At 67.6% G+C, this 14,221-nt stretch carries 14 protein-coding genes; all 14 read left to right on the top strand.

Annotated elements, in window-relative coordinates; all coding sequences use genetic code 11:
- Positions 1 to 110 precede the first annotated feature (110 nt).
- The 14 genes from VF329_09805 (at position 111) to pal (ending at position 14,207) form a co-directional block, all read left to right on the top strand.
- Positions 111 to 599 (top strand): DUF5658 family protein, encoded by a 489-nt coding sequence (locus VF329_09805; protein ID HEX7081297.1) that lies wholly within the window; start codon positions 111 to 113, stop codon positions 597 to 599.
- A gap of 105 nt (positions 600 to 704) precedes the next feature.
- The gene (locus tag VF329_09800; protein ID HEX7081296.1) at positions 705 to 3,575 is read left to right on the top strand and encodes a 2-oxoglutarate dehydrogenase E1 component; all 2,871 of its coding nucleotides are present in this window, start codon (positions 705 to 707) and stop codon (positions 3,573 to 3,575) included.
- A gap of 9 nt (positions 3,576 to 3,584) precedes the next feature.
- Positions 3,585 to 4,928, top strand: a complete 1,344-nt coding sequence (gene odhB / locus VF329_09795) for a 2-oxoglutarate dehydrogenase complex dihydrolipoyllysine-residue succinyltransferase (protein ID HEX7081295.1) — start codon at positions 3,585 to 3,587, stop codon at positions 4,926 to 4,928.
- Positions 4,929 to 4,936: 8 nt separating this feature from the next.
- Positions 4,937 to 6,364 carry a dihydrolipoyl dehydrogenase gene (gene lpdA, locus VF329_09790; protein ID HEX7081294.1) on the top strand — a complete coding sequence of 476 codons (1,428 nt, stop codon included), beginning with the start codon at positions 4,937 to 4,939 and terminating at the stop codon, positions 6,362 to 6,364.
- A 347-nt stretch (positions 6,365 to 6,711) separates the two neighbouring features.
- A complete protein-coding gene (locus tag VF329_09785) occupies positions 6,712 to 7,458 on the top strand; it encodes a YebC/PmpR family DNA-binding transcriptional regulator (GenBank protein HEX7081293.1) in 747 nt (248 codons plus the stop codon).
- A gap of 57 nt (positions 7,459 to 7,515) precedes the next feature.
- Positions 7,516 to 8,013: a crossover junction endodeoxyribonuclease RuvC gene (gene ruvC / locus VF329_09780; protein ID HEX7081292.1), complete on the top strand. Its 498-nt coding sequence runs from the start codon at positions 7,516 to 7,518 to the stop codon at positions 8,011 to 8,013.
- Positions 8,010 to 8,603 (top strand): Holliday junction branch migration protein RuvA, encoded by a 594-nt coding sequence (ruvA, locus tag VF329_09775; GenBank protein ID HEX7081291.1) that lies wholly within the window; start codon positions 8,010 to 8,012, stop codon positions 8,601 to 8,603. Before ruvC ends, ruvA begins: the two co-directional genes overlap by 4 nt.
- Positions 8,600 to 9,640: a Holliday junction branch migration DNA helicase RuvB gene (gene ruvB, locus VF329_09770; protein ID HEX7081290.1), complete on the top strand. Its 1,041-nt coding sequence runs from the start codon at positions 8,600 to 8,602 to the stop codon at positions 9,638 to 9,640. Before ruvA ends, ruvB begins: the two co-directional genes overlap by 4 nt.
- 33 nt (positions 9,641 to 9,673) lie before the next feature.
- Entirely contained in the window at positions 9,674 to 10,081 is a 408-nt protein-coding gene (locus VF329_09765; GenBank protein HEX7081289.1) for a YbgC/FadM family acyl-CoA thioesterase, read from the top strand.
- Positions 10,078 to 10,779, top strand: a complete 702-nt coding sequence (gene tolQ, locus VF329_09760; protein HEX7081288.1) for a protein TolQ — start codon at positions 10,078 to 10,080, stop codon at positions 10,777 to 10,779. Before VF329_09765 ends, tolQ begins: the two co-directional genes overlap by 4 nt.
- Complete coding sequence (tolR, locus tag VF329_09755; protein ID HEX7081287.1) at positions 10,776 to 11,219, top strand: protein TolR; 444 nt, start codon at positions 10,776 to 10,778, stop codon at positions 11,217 to 11,219. Before tolQ ends, tolR begins: the two co-directional genes overlap by 4 nt.
- A gap of 15 nt (positions 11,220 to 11,234) precedes the next feature.
- Positions 11,235 to 12,188: a cell envelope integrity protein TolA gene (tolA, locus tag VF329_09750; GenBank protein ID HEX7081286.1), complete on the top strand. Its 954-nt coding sequence runs from the start codon at positions 11,235 to 11,237 to the stop codon at positions 12,186 to 12,188.
- Positions 12,189 to 12,242: 54 nt separating this feature from the next.
- The gene (gene tolB, locus VF329_09745; GenBank protein HEX7081285.1) at positions 12,243 to 13,610 is read left to right on the top strand and encodes a Tol-Pal system beta propeller repeat protein TolB; all 1,368 of its coding nucleotides are present in this window, start codon (positions 12,243 to 12,245) and stop codon (positions 13,608 to 13,610) included.
- A gap of 69 nt (positions 13,611 to 13,679) precedes the next feature.
- Positions 13,680 to 14,207, top strand: a complete 528-nt coding sequence (gene pal, locus VF329_09740; GenBank protein ID HEX7081284.1) for a peptidoglycan-associated lipoprotein Pal — start codon at positions 13,680 to 13,682, stop codon at positions 14,205 to 14,207.
- Positions 14,208 to 14,221 lie beyond the last annotated feature (14 nt).

The following is a 14,221-nucleotide window of genomic DNA, read 5'->3' as shown; positions in this document are numbered from 1 at the left end:
GAATGCTTTACGACCGCGCGTCGAATCCGAGCACGGGCCCGCGCCGGGCAAGGCGGACGGCCGCCGGTCCGCTTCTTGCATGTGACGTGCGTCTCAAAGTGGGAAGCGCCATGTCGAACGGACGACCGCGGCCGATCGTCGCGGACGCATCGCCTCGGTTCGCGGAGCGTCGCAGCGGGCACGACCGCCGGCGGGCGAGCGTGCGCACCTTCATTCAGGGCGGATTGAACCCGCGCCGGCGCAGCAGCGGGCGCCGGTGGGACGACGGCGGGCTCGTGGACTGGCACGAGCCGCATCTGCTCTTTCTCGCGGTCGCGATTCTCCTCTTGAGCGTCACGGACGCCTTCCTGACGATCACGCTGATCGGGCACGGGGCACAAGAGGTGAATCCCGTGATGAGCCTCGTGCTCGAGAAGCAGCCGCAGCTTTTCGCTGCGGCGAAGATCGGTCTGACGTGCGCCGGCATACTCGTCCTCGTCGCCTGTGCGCGGGCCCGGGTCTTCCGGGTCCTCCGCGTCTCCACCGTCATTCATTGGTGTTTGCTGAGCTACGCCGCGTTGATCGGCTACGAGTGCTGGCTGCTCCGCGCGATCGCCTGAGCGCTCGCGTTTGAAGTTGATCTTCGTTTGGCTACACTACGCCGGCCTTTCGGCTCGAGCGGCATGATGCCCGCCGGTGCGCCTCTCCGGTTTCGAGTCCCGGTAATGAGCAGTACGTTATTCAAGCAGCAGCTCCGATCGACCCCCCTCCAAGGCGCGAACGCCAGCTTCATCGAAGCGCTCTACGAGTCCTACCTCGAGTCGCCGGCGAGCGTGCCGGAGGTATGGCGGCGTCTGTTCGACGACATCGGCTCGGCTCCGGACGACGTCGCGCACGGGCCGATCGTCGCCGCGATCGGCAAGAGGCTGAAGACGCATCCGGCCGCGGGCGCGGTGGCGGCGAGGGTGTCGGCGCCCGCCGACGCGCCGGCGAGCGAGAAGCAGGCCGCCGTGTCGCGCCTGATCCAGGTCTACAGCCTGCGCGGCCACCAAATCGCCGATCTCGACCCTCTGGGGCTGTGGAAGCGGCATACGCCGCAGGTCCTGAAGCTCGACTTTCTCGGGATAGAGCCGGCCGATTTCGATCGCGAGTTCTATACCGGCGGCCTGGCGGGCACCGGGCATGCGCGCATGAAGCTGCGCGACATCCTCGCGCTGCTGCAGAAGATCTACTGCGGCAAGCTCGCGGCGGAGTTTGCGCACATCTCCCGGGCTCGCGAGCGCTTGTGGCTGCGCGAGCGGTTCGAGGACTGCATGGCGCACTGGCAGATCACGAAGGACGAGCAGCTTGCGATCCTCCGTAGCCTGACCCGCGCCGAAGGCATCGAGCGCTATCTCAATACCAAGTACGTCGGTCAAAAGCGCTTCTCGCTCGAGGGCGGCGAGACGCTCATTGCGATTCTCGACGATCTGATCCAGCGCGCCGGCGAGCGGGGCGTCCAAGAGATCGTGATCGGCATGGCGCACCGCGGGCGGCTCAACGTTCTGGTGAACGTGCTCGGCAAGTCGCCGCAGGAGCTTTTCTCGGAGTTCGAGGACTCTTACGATCTCGCGGCGCTCAAGGGCTCGGGCGACGTGAAATACCATCTCGGCTTCTCGTCGGATCTGCGCACGCCGGGAGGGAACGTGCACGTCGTGCTCGCGTTCAACCCGTCGCACCTCGAGATCGTGGACCCGGTCGTCGAAGGCTCCGTCCGTGCCCGCCAGGATCGGCGCGGGGACCGTGACGGCGACGAGGTGGTTCCGGTGCTGATCCACGGGGACGCGGCCGTGGCGGGGCAGGGCGTCGTCGCCGAGACGTTGCAGCTGTCGCAGACCCGGGCCTTCTACACCGGCGGCACGATCCACATCATCATCAACAACCAGATCGGCTTCACGACGAGCGATCCGTCGGACACGCGCTCCACGCCGTACTGCTCCGACATCGCGAAGATGATCGAGGCGCCGGTCTTCCACGTGAACGGCGACGACCCCGAGGCCGCGGTCGCGGCGATCCGGCTCGCGCTCGCCTATCGTCAGAGGTTTCACAAGGACGTCTTCATCGATCTCGTCTGCTACCGCCGTTTGGGGCACAACGAGGCGGACGAGCCCGCAGCGACGCAGCCGATCATGTACCAAACGATCCGGCGGCACCCGAGCGTCCTGTCGATATACGGCCGCAAGCTCAACGAGCTCGGCGTCGTCTCGAAGGAAGACCTCGACGAAATCGCGGACGCATACCGCACGTGCCTCGACGAGGGGCGCAACCCGAACGACGACGCCCTCGGCATGCTCGGCAACCAGCACACGGTCGATTGGAGCCGCTACCAGCAGGCCGGGCTCGGCGAGTCCGTCGACACCGGCTTGCCGATGCCCGAGATCGAGCGCCTGTCGGCGCTGATGAACCGCGTTCCGCCGGACTTCCAGCTTCATCCGCGCGTGCAGCGCATCATCGAAGACCGGCGGCGAATGGCCGCGGGCGAGATCGACGCGGACTGGGGCTTCGCGGAGAACCTCGCGTACGCGTCGCTCCTCGCCGAGCGCTTCCACGTGCGCCTCATCGGTCAGGACACGCGGCGAGGGACGTTTTTCCACCGGCACGCCGCGCTGTTCAACCAGGCGAACGGCGAGGTGTACATTCCGCTCGCTCACGTCGTCGAAGACGAGAGCGCGTTTCTCGTCGCCGACTCCATCCTGTCCGAGGAGGCGGTGCTCGGCTTCGAGTACGGCTACAGCACCACGTCGCCCGATTGCCTCGTCATCTGGGAGGCGCAGTTCGGCGACTTCGCGAACGGCGCGCAAGTGCTGATCGATCAGTTCATCTCGTCGGGCGAAGCCAAGTGGGGCCGGCTTTCGGGGCTCACGCTGTTCCTGCCGCACGGCTACGAGGGACAGGGGCCGGAGCATTCCTCCGCGCGTCTCGAGCGCTTCCTCCAGCTTTGCGCCGAGCACAACATGCAGGTGTGCGTCCCTTCAACGCCGGCGCAGATGTTTCACCTGCTCAGGCGCCAAATGCTGCGCCCGCTGCGCAAGCCGCTGGTCGTCATGACGCCGAAAAGCCTGCTGAGACACCGATTGTCGGTGTCCTCGCTCGAGGACTTTGCCGGCGGGCGGTTCCACCCGCTCATCGGCGAGGTCGAGGCGCTCGACGAGAAAAAGGTGCGTCGCATCGTGTTCTGCAGCGGCAAGGTCTATTACGAGCTTGCGGAGACCCGCCGCGCGGAGAAGCTCGATCGCGTCGCCATCGTGCGCATCGAGGAGCTTTACCCGTTCCCGATCGAGGACTACGCGCGCACGATCGCGCGCTACCCGAACGCGAAAGAGATCATCTGGTGCCAGGAGGAGCCCCAGAATCAGGGCGCGTGGTACCAGATCCGCCACCGGCTTCAGGAACCGCTGACGGACGCGCATCAGCTGTTCTATGCGGGTCGGCCCGGTGCCGCGGCGCCGGCGTCCGGCATCCACTCGCTGCACGTGCGGCAGCAACGGGCGTTGGTATCCGCCGCCCTTGCGGCCGACACGCGCGAGCGACAATCATCCCTGGCCAAGCGCGCTTAGAAGGCAAAGGTGAGCATCGAGGTCAAAGTTCCGCAGCTTCCGGAGTCCGTCGCCGACGCGACGCTCGTCGCCTGGCACAAGAAAGCGGGAGAGAGCGTTCGCCGGGATGAGAATCTCGTCGACCTCGAGACCGATAAAGTAGTGCTGGAAGTTCCTGCGCCAAGTGACGGAATAATCAAAGAAATTAAAGTTCAAGACGGCTCGACCGTGACGGCCGGCCAGGTGCTCGCCGTGCTCGAAACCGGCGACGCGGCGAAGGCGGCGGCGCGTGCCGAGCCCGAGGCGCAGGAGGGCGCGGTCGCCGCCGAGGCGGCGGCCCGCGAAGCCGTCCGCGAGAGGACGCCGGCGGAGAAGCGGCCGGAGCCTGCACCCGTCGAGCCCGCGCGGCTCGACGTCCGGCGGGGCGCGGCCGACGAGCGGCGCGCTGCGCCCGAGCCTCCTCTCGAAGCCCGTGAGGCCGCGCCGCGGATGGGGCCGGCCGTGCGTAAGCTCGTCGAGGAGCACGACATCGACCCGGCGGCCATCCGGGGCTCCGGGCGCGAAGGGCGCGTGACGAAGGCCGACGTGCTCGACTACCTCGCGAGCACGCAGTCCACGGCGGCCACGGCGTTCGACGAGGAGGCGCGGCCGTCGGTGCCGCCGCCGGCCACGGCCCGCGCGGAGCAGCGCGTCGCGATGACGCGGCTGCGGAGGCGAATCGCGGAGCGGCTCGTGGAAGCGCAGCGGACGGCGGCGATGCTCACGACCTTCAACGAGGTCGACATGACGGCCGTGATGGAGTTGCGCCGGCGCTATCAGGAGGAGTTCCAGAAGAAGAACGAAATCAAGCTCGGCTTCATGTCGTTCTTCGTGCGCGCGTCGATCGAGGCGTTGCGCCAGTTTCCGCTGCTGAACGCGTCGATCGACGGCACCGACATCATCTACCACGAGTACTTCGACATCGGCGTCGCGGTGTCCAGCGAGCGGGGCCTGCTCGTTCCGGTGCTGCGCAACGCCGAGAACATGAGCTTCGCCGAGATCGAGAAGACGATCGCGGATTTTGCCCGCCGCGCAGGCACCGGCGACATCGGGCTCGACGAGCTGACGGGCGGCACGTTCACGATCACTAATGGCGGCGTGTTCGGCTCGCTGATGTCGACGCCGATCATCAATCCCCCGCAGAGCGGCATCCTCGGGATGCACAAGATCCAGGAGCGGCCGATGGCCGTCGACGGCAAGGTCGAGATCCGGCCGATGATGTACCTCGCTTTGACTTACGATCATCGCATTGTCGACGGGCGCGAGGCCGTTCAGTTCCTCGTGCACGTCAAACGATCGCTGGAAGACCCGGCGAGGCTGATCCTGCAAATCTGAGCGTCCAAATGAACGACAACAATTTCGACGTCGTCGTGATCGGCGGCGGTCCGGCGGGTTATCCGGCCGCGATTCGGGCCGCTCAGCTCGGCCTGTCGACCGCCTGCGTGGACGAATGGACCGCGCCCGACGGCAGCCGCCCGTTCGGCGGCACGTGCCTGAACGTCGGATGCATTCCGTCGAAGGCGCTGCTCGAGTCCTCGGAGCTCTATCACCGCGCGCACACGGAGCTCAACACGCACGGCATCCGGATCGGATCGCTCGAGCTCGATCTCGCGGCGATGCTGGATCGCAAGCGGTCGATCGTGAAGCAGCTCACGTCCGGGATCGAGGCGCTGTTCAAAGCGGCGGGCGTCACGGCGGTCAAAGGTCACGGCCGGCTCACGAGCGGCAACCGGGTGGAGGTCGACGGCGGCGACGGCAAGCGGGTGCTCGAGGCGAAGCACGTGGTGATCGCGACGGGCTCGGCGCCCATGGAGCTGCCGGTCGCGAAGTTCGACGGCGAGCTCATCGTGGACTCCGCCGGCGCGCTCGAGTTCTCGCAAGTGCCGAAGCGGCTCGGCGTGATCGGCGCCGGGGTGATCGGCCTCGAGCTCGGCAGCGTCTGGCGTCGGCTCGGCTCGGAGGTCGTGCTGCTCGAGGCGCTCGACACCTTCTTATATGCGGTCGATCAGCAGGTCGCGACCGAGGCGCTGCGTCAGTTCAAGCGGCAGGGCCTCGACGTTCGGCTCGGTGCGAAGGTCACGGGCGCGGACGCGCGCGGCGGCCGCGTCAAGGTGCGATACGAGCAGGAGGGCGCGGCGCGGGAGCTCGAGGTCGATCGCCTGATCGTTTGTGTCGGCCGGCGGCCCTACACGGACGGGCTGCTCGGGCCGGGAACCGGCGTCGAGCTCGACGAGCGCGGCTTCATCAAGGTCGACGGGAGCTGCCGAACGACGGCGCGGGACGTTTGGGCGGTCGGCGACGTCGTGCGCGGTCCGATGCTCGCGCACAAGGGGACCGAGGAAGGCGTGATGGTGGCCGAGCTGATCGCGGGTCATACCGCCGAGGTCAACTACCGCACGATCCCGTCGGTGATTTACACCGCCCCCGAGATCGCGTGGGTGGGTTCGACCGAGGAGCAGGTCAAGGCGGAGGGCCGCAAGTACAAGGTCGGGACGTTCCCGTTCTCCATCAACGGCCGCGCGAAGGCGCTGCAGCAGACGGCCGGCTTCGTCAAGCTCATCGCCGACGGCGAGTACGACGACATCCTCGGTGTGCACATCATCGGGCCGATGGCCGGGGAGCTCGTCGCCGAAGCCGTCGTCGCGATGGAATTTTCCGCTTCGGCCGAAGACTTGCAGCGGACAATTCACGCTCATCCGACCTTGAGCGAAGCCCTCCACGAAGCGGCGCTCGGCGCCGACAAGCGCGCGATTCACGCGATCAACCGCTGAACAAAGGTGTCAGACACCTTTTCCGCGCGGGAAAAGGTGTCTGACACCTTTTTCTGAGCGAGGCCATTTTTCGCCTCTTTTCGCGCCGATTTCGCCTCTTTTCGACGCACCCGATTCCTGTCGCGATCGCCGGCCGAATGCCGTTATGATAGGCGCCGGCGGGCGGATGGGTCCGCCGTGTGGGTTACGGAGTTTTCGAGTACGGGGCAGGGGGTGTCCGAAGAATCCGAGCGCGAGCCGGGCTCGCATCGACTCGGACGGATGCTCGTGGGGGGGACGTCGCGGCGCCGCGCCGCATGCGCCCGCCCCGATGCCGTCGTTCAGCAAGATGCCGGGAGTGCAGTGACATGGCGGGTCACAGCAAATGGGCCAACATCCGCTTCAGGAAAGGCGCCCAGGATGCCAAGCGCGGCAAGATCTTCACGAAGCTGATCCGCGAGATCACGATCGCTGCGCGCGCGGGCGGGGGCGACCCCGCTTCGAATCCCCGCTTGCGCCTCGCCATCGACAAAGCGAAGGCGCAGAGCATGCCGAAGGAGAACATGGAACGCGCGATCAAGCGCGGCACCGGCGAGCTCGAGGGCACGCAGTACGAGGAGGCGCGCTACGAGGGCTACGGTCCCGGAGGCGTGGCGGTGATGGTCGACTGCCTCACGGACAATCGCAACCGCACCGTCGCCGATGTGCGGCACGCGTTCTCGAAGCACGGCGGCAACCTCGGCGCCGACGGCTCGGTGGCCTACCTCTTCACGCAGCTCGGGCAGCTGACCTATCCCCGGGGCAGCGACGAGAATCGCCTCATGGACGCGGCGATCGAGGCGGGCGCGTCCGACGTCGTCACGAACGAGGACGGCAGCGTCGACGTGCTGACCGCCCCCGAGGACTTCGAGGCCGTGCGCGATGCGATGGTGAGCGCCGGCCTCGAGCCGGAGACCGCGGAGGTCACGATGCGCGCTTCGACGAAGGTCAGGATCGAGGCCGGGCAGGCCGAATCGCTGCTGAAGCTCCTCGACGCGCTCGACGAGCTCGACGACGTGCAGAACGTCTACACGAATGCGGACATTCCCGAGGAGCTGCTGGAGGAGACGGCCTAGCGCCGCCCGAGCGGCGCTTCCGCCGTCCTGCCGGCCTGCGCGTCTGTGAACGGTTGCGTGCGCATTCTCGGGATCGATCCTGGATCGCAGGTCACGGGCTTCGGGATCGTCGACGCGAGAGGCGCCGTGGCGCGGGCCGTCGAATGGGGCAGCATTCGCACGGCCGGGGAGCACTGCGAACGGCTGCGTCTGATCTTCGAGGGGCTCGGCCGCGTCGTCGCCGAGTTTCAGCCGACCGAGATCGCGATCGAGAGCATATTCGTGCACCGCAATGCCGACAGCGCGTTGAAGCTCGGGCAAGCTCGCGCAGCAGCGCTTTGCGCCACTTTCCGCGCCCGCATTCCCGTCTTCGAATACTCGCCGCGCCACATCAAGAAGGCGGTCGTGGGCCGCGGCGGAGCGGAGAAGATTCAGGTTCAGCGCATGGTGAAGATGATGCTCGGGCTCCGCGACGACGTGCAGGCCGACGCCGCCGACGCGCTCGCGGCGGCGATCTGTCACGCGCATTCACGCGGCGCCCGCGCGACGTTGCTCGAGGCGACGGGGGGTCCGTGATCGGCTTCCTCAAAGGGACGCTCGTGAGCAAGCGGCCGCCGTCGCTGACGGTCGAGGTCGCGGGCGTCGGCTACGAGGTCGATGCGCCGATGTCCACGTTCTACAAGCTGCCGGAGCTCGGCCAGCCTCTGACGCTCGTCACGCATTTGCTCGTGCGGGAGGACGCACACGTGCTCTACGGGTTCGTCACCGAAGCCGAGCGCTCGCTTTTTCGCAGCCTGCTGAAAGTCAGCGGCGTGGGAGCCCGCATCGCGCTCGCCGTGCTGTCCGGCATGAGCGTCGAAGGTTTTTATCAGTGCATCCGCGAGAAGGATCTCGCGAGCCTCACGAAGATTCCGGGCGTAGGCCGCAAGACGGCCGAGCGCCTGCTGGTCGAAATGGCCGATCGTGTGCCGCAGCAGCCGGGCCGCGTCGTCCCGCTGCGTGCAACCACGGCAGAGAGCGAGGCGCACGACGCGCTGCTCGCGCTCGGCTACAAGGCCGGCGAGGTCGAGAAGATGCTGAAGGGGCTCAATACGCAGGGGATGGCGACGGAAGAGCTGATCCGCGAGGCGCTGAGGCGCGTGCACTCAGCCGGAGGTCGGCCATGAGCGACGAGGCGCGCGTCGTCGAGCGGGCTGCGTCCCGCGAGGATGAGGCGTTCGATCGCGCGGTGCGCCCGCGAACGCTTGCCGACTACGTCGGCCAGCCGCGCGTCAAGGAGCAGATGAGCATCTTCATCGCCGCCGCACGGCAGCGGAACGAAGCGCTCGATCACACGCTGCTGTTCGGGCCGCCGGGGCTCGGCAAGACCACGCTCGCGCACATCGTCGCGAACGAGCTCGGCGTGAACCTCCATCAGACGTCGGGTCCCGTGCTCGAGCGCGCCGGGGATCTCGCCGGTCACCTGACGAGTCTCGAGCCGCGCGACGTGCTGTTCATCGACGAGATTCACCGGCTGAGCCCGGTGGTCGAAGAGGTGCTGTATCCGGCGCTCGAGGACTACCAGCTCGACATCGTCATCGGCGAGGGGCCGGGAGCGCGCTCCATCAAGATCGACCTGCCGCCGTTCACGCTGATCGGAGCCACGACGCGCGCGGGGCTCTTGACGTCGCCGCTGCGCGACCGCTTCGGCATCACGCAGCATCTCGAGTTCTACGGCATCGAGGATTTGATGCGGATCGCGCGTCGCACGGCCGGGATCTTGGACCTGCCGATGAACGAGGACGGCGCGCGCGAGATCGCCGCACGGTCGCGCGGCACCGCGCGGATCACGAACAGGCTCGTGCGCCGCGTGCGGGACTACGCGCAGGTGAAGGCGGACGGGCGCGTGGACGGCGACGTGGCTCGGGCGGCGATGGATCTGCTCCAGGTGGATCCGAACGGCTTCGATTCGATGGATCGGAAGCTGCTTTTGACGGTCATCGAGAAATTCGACGGTGGACCCGTCGGGGTCGACAGCCTCGCCGCAGCGGTCGGCGAGGAGCGCGGCACGCTCGAGGACGTCGTCGAGCCGTACCTGATACAGGAGGGCTTTCTGAAGAGGACGGCACGGGGCCGTGTGGCGACGCGGGCCGCCTACCGGCACTTCGATTTGCCTTTTCCGGCCGAGCGCGAGTTGCCGGAGACGGCGAGCCTTTTCGATTGAGCTCGCGGGCCGGGAAAACGCCGAAGACGCGGAATGAAGGAGCTCGTTTTGCCGGTGAGGGTCTACCTCGAGGACACGGACGCGCAGGGCGTCGTGTACAACGCGAGCTACTTTCGCTTCATGGAGCGAGCCCGCACCGAATGGCTCCGGGCCCGCGGCGTCGATCACGATGAGCTGCGCGACCGGCACGCCGTGCTGCTCGTGCTGGCGCGCGTAGAGGCGCGGTTCACGGCACCTGCACGGCTCGGAGACCTGCTGCACGTGCGGGCGGCCGTGTCGAAGGCGCGCGGCGCACGCGTCGTGTTCGCGCACGAGATCCGCCGCAGTACGGCGGACGGCGAGTTGGTGTGCAGCGCGACGGCCGAAGTCGCGTGCATGGATGCCGAGCGCGGCGGACCGAGCAGGCTGCCGCCGGCTTTACTGAACGAGTGGAACCGATGAACAACGATCTTTCGATAGTGACTCTGGTGCTCGAAGCGAGCCCCGTCGTACAAGCCGTCTTGCTGTTGCTCCTGATCGCGTCGATCGCGTCGTGGGCCGTGATCATCGAGAAGCGGCGCACGCTGAAGCAGGCGGTCGGCGGCGCGAACGAGTTCGAGGAGAGCTTTTGGTCGGGAGGCGACCTCGCGACCCTGTACCGGGAGATCTCGCATAGCGACGAGACGACGCAGGGGATGGCGGGCATCTTCGAGGCCGGCTTTCGCGAGTTCGGCCGGCTGCGTCAGGAAGGCGGACTGCCGGCCGAGCAGATCGTCGAAGGCGCGCGCCGCTCGATGCACGTGTCGCAGCTGCGCGAGATGGATCGGCTCGAAAGCAATCTTTCATTCCTCGCCACGGTCAGCAACACGAGCCCCTATGTCGGCCTCTTCGGCACCGTGTGGGGCATCATGAACGCGTTCTACTCGCTCAGTAACCTCCAGAGCGCGACGATCGCCGTGGTGGCGCCGCACATCTCCGAGGCGCTGATCGCTACGGCGATGGGACTCTTCGCGGCGATCCCGGCGGGCATCGCATACAACCGCTACGCGGATCAGGTTGGGCGTCTCGAAGTGCGCTACGGCACGTTCATGGAGGAGCTTTCGGCAATCTTCCAGCGCAGCGCCGCCCGTAAGGACGCGCATCAGGGAGCGGCGGCATGATTCGCCCGGCGGGCAAGCGGCGGCTGATGAGCGAGATCAACGTCGTTCCGTACATCGACGTGATGCTCGTGCTGCTGATCATCTTCATGATCACGGCGCCGCTGCTGACACAAGGCATCAACGTGGATCTGCCCGAGGCCGGAGCGCAGCCGCTCGATCCGAACGAGCTCGGCGACAACGAGCCGCTCGTGCTCAGCGTCGACCGCGAAGGGCGCTTCTATCTCAACATCGGCGAAGACGTCGAGACGCCGATCGACGACGCGACGGTGCTCGAGCGCACGTCAGCCGTGCTTCGCCGCAACCCCGAGACCCCGGTGCTCGTGAAGGCCGATCAGGGTGTCGAGTACGGCCGGGTCGTGACCGGCATGGCGCTGCTTCAGCAGGCCGGGGCGAAGAAGATCGGTCTTCCGACGGATCCGCCCGACCCGGAGTCGCAGTAGCCCGCGCTCAGCCCGATGGGATCGCCGATACGCCAGCACTCCGGATCCGTTCTGCTGTCGGTGGCGCTGCATGCCGCGGTGTTCGCCGCGTTCGCGTTCGGCATCGATTTTCGGCCGCAGCCGCGCGAGCTGCAGGGTACGGTGATCCAGGCGGCGATCGTCGACCCGGCCGCGCTGGCCCGAACGGAGGAGGCGCGGGCCGAGGCGGAGCGGCGGGCGCGCGAGGAGGCAGAACGGCGGGCGCGCGAGGAAGAGCAGCGGCGCTTGCAGGCCGAGCGGGAGGCAGCGGAGCGCGCCGAGCAGGAGCGGCTCGCCGAGGAGGCGCGCCAAAGAGCGGAGGCCGAGGAGCGCGAGCGTCAAGAGCAGGCGCGTCTTCAGCGCGAGCGCGAGGAGCAGGCGCGCCGCGAGGAAGCGGAGCGCCAGGCGCGGGCCGAGGCCGAGCGTCAGGCCCGCGAGGAGGCCGAGCGTCAGGCGCGGGCCGAGGCCGAGCGGCGGGCGCGCGAGGAGGCCGAGCGAAAGCGCCGCGAGGAGGAGGAGAGGCGCCGGCAAGAGGAGCTCGAGCGGCAGCGTCTCGCCGAGGAGGAGCGCAAGCGCCGAGAGGCGGAGGAGGCCGCGCGGCGTCAGGCCGAGCTCGAAGCGCAGCTCGCGAGCGAGCTCGCGGCGGAGGAGGAGCGGCTGCAGGCGATGCAGTCCGGGGAGCTCGACGAGTATACGCGCCTGATCCAGAACCGGATCGAGCAGAACTGGTTTCGCCCGGCCACCGCACGGCCCGGCATCGACTGCGAGGTGCACGTCACGCAGATTCCGAGCGGCGAGGTCATCAGCGCGCGGGTCGTTCGCTGCAACGGTGACGACGCCGTCGTGCGCTCGATCGAGGCCGCCGTGCTGCGCGCGTCGCCGCTGCCGTTGCCGTCGAACCCGGCGCTGTTCGAGCGTAACCTCGTCATCCGCTTCGTTCCGGACGAGTAGCCGGCGGGCCGGAGAGGAGGACGCGCGCGAACGCGCGGCGGCGATCCCGAAGGAATGAACGAACATGGACAGAGGAGCTCGATGATCAGCAACGTCGTCACGAAGCGGGGCATTCGGGCCGCCGCGATACAAGCCGCCGCAGCCCTTTGGCTCGTCACGCTCGCTCCGGCCGCACAGGCTCAGCTCAGCATCGAAATCCGCCGCGGCGTCGAGCGCCCGGTGCCGATTGCGGTCGTGCCGTTCGGCTGGGAAGGGTCCGGGCCGGCACCGTACGACCTCGCCGGCGTCGTTGCCGCGGATCTCGGCAACAGCGGCCGTTTCGAGCCGGTGCCGGTCGCCGACCTGGTGTCGCGGCCCACGCAGCCGGTTCAGGTCAATTTCCAGGACTGGCGCATCAGCGAAGTGGACGTGCTCGTGATCGGGCAGCTCCGCTCCACCGGAGCCGACCAGTACACGGCGGAGTTCCAGCTCTTCGACGTGCTGCGCGGGCGGCAGCTGCTCGGGTTCCGGCTCACATCGAGCCGCGCGGACTTGCGCGCCACGGGCCACCGGATCGCCGACATGATCTTCGAGGAGCTCACCGGCATCCCGGGCGTGTTCGGCACGCAGATCGCATACGTCAGCGAGCTGCGGGACGGGACCGGCCAGCCGCGTTATCAGCTGATCGTCGCCGACGCGGATGGTGCGAACCCGAGGGTCATCGCCGACTCCCCGCGGCCGCTGATGTCGCCGGCCTGGTCGCCCGACGGTCGGCGCATCGCCTACGTCTCGTTCGAAGGCGATCAGTCCGCGATCTACGTGCAGACGCTGCGCACCGGCAACCGCGAGCGGGTTTCGGCGCGGGCGGGGGTCAACGGCGCGCCGACCTTCTCGCCGGACGGCCGGCGCCTCGCGCTGACGCTCTCGCTGAACGACGGGAACCTCGACGTCTACACGCTCGACCTCACCACTCAAGTCATCCGGCGTCTCACCGACAGCCCGGCGATCGACACCGAGCCCGCATGGGCGCCCGACGGCGAAACGATCTACTTCATGTCCGACCGCTCCGGGGGCCCGCAAGTCTATCGCGTGTCCGCGGAAGGGGGCCGAGCCCAGCGCGTCACCTTCGAAGGCGCCTACAACGCGCGGCCGCGGGTCTCGCCCGACGGCGAGCAAATCGCGGTCGTGCATCAGACCCAGCAAGGCGATTTCCGGATCGCGGTCGTCGACCCCGACAGCGGTCTGACGCAGGTTCTCAGCAACGGCCGACTCGACGAGTCCCCGAGCTTCGCGCCGAACGGCGCCGTGCTCATCTATGCGACGAAGGAGAGCGGCAAGGGCGTGCTCGCGTCCGTGAGCACCGACGCCCGCATCCAGCAGGAGATCGCATCGGGTGAAGGCGACGTGCGCGAGCCGGCATGGTCGCCGTTTCCGCGGCCTTGATCTTGATCTTAGGGAGAGTTTAAGAACAATAGCTAGCTATTTGTATTGCTTAATTTTGAGGAAACTAAAATGTTTCGAACCAGCGTCATCCTCACGTGCGTCCTCGGCGCCCTCGCGCTCGCGGCGTGCGGCAATCGTGCGAACACATTGCCCGACGTGGAATCGGATACGGCCGGCGAGGGGGCTGCCGGAGCGTCCACGAGCGGCATCGGTACGGGAGGCGACATCGGCGTGACCGCCGCCGAGCAAGAGCGTCAGCAACTGCTTGACCAGCTGATCGTTTATTTCGAGTTCGACCAGAGCGACGTGCCGGCGCAGTTCAACGACATGCTCGCCGCCCACGGCCAATACCTTGCCTCGCATCCCGATGCTCGGCTTCGACTCGAGGGGCACGCGGATGAGCGCGGGTCGCGCGAGTACAATATCGGGCTCGGCGAGCGGCGCGCCCAAGCCGTTCGGCGTATTCTTATGCTGCAAGGGGCTTCGGCGGAGCAGCTGAGCACGGTGAGCTACGGCGAGGAGCGTCCCGTAGCGCTCGGCAGCGACGAAGAAGCGTACCGCCTGAACCGTCGGGTCGAGCTCGTTTACCGGCAGTAAACGCAGCGTTCGCC

Source organism: Gammaproteobacteria bacterium (assembly GCA_036381015.1).
Taxonomy (GTDB): domain Bacteria; phylum Pseudomonadota; class Gammaproteobacteria; order Steroidobacterales; family Rariloculaceae; genus ZC4RG20.
This window is presented reverse-complemented; position numbering and strand designations above follow the sequence as displayed.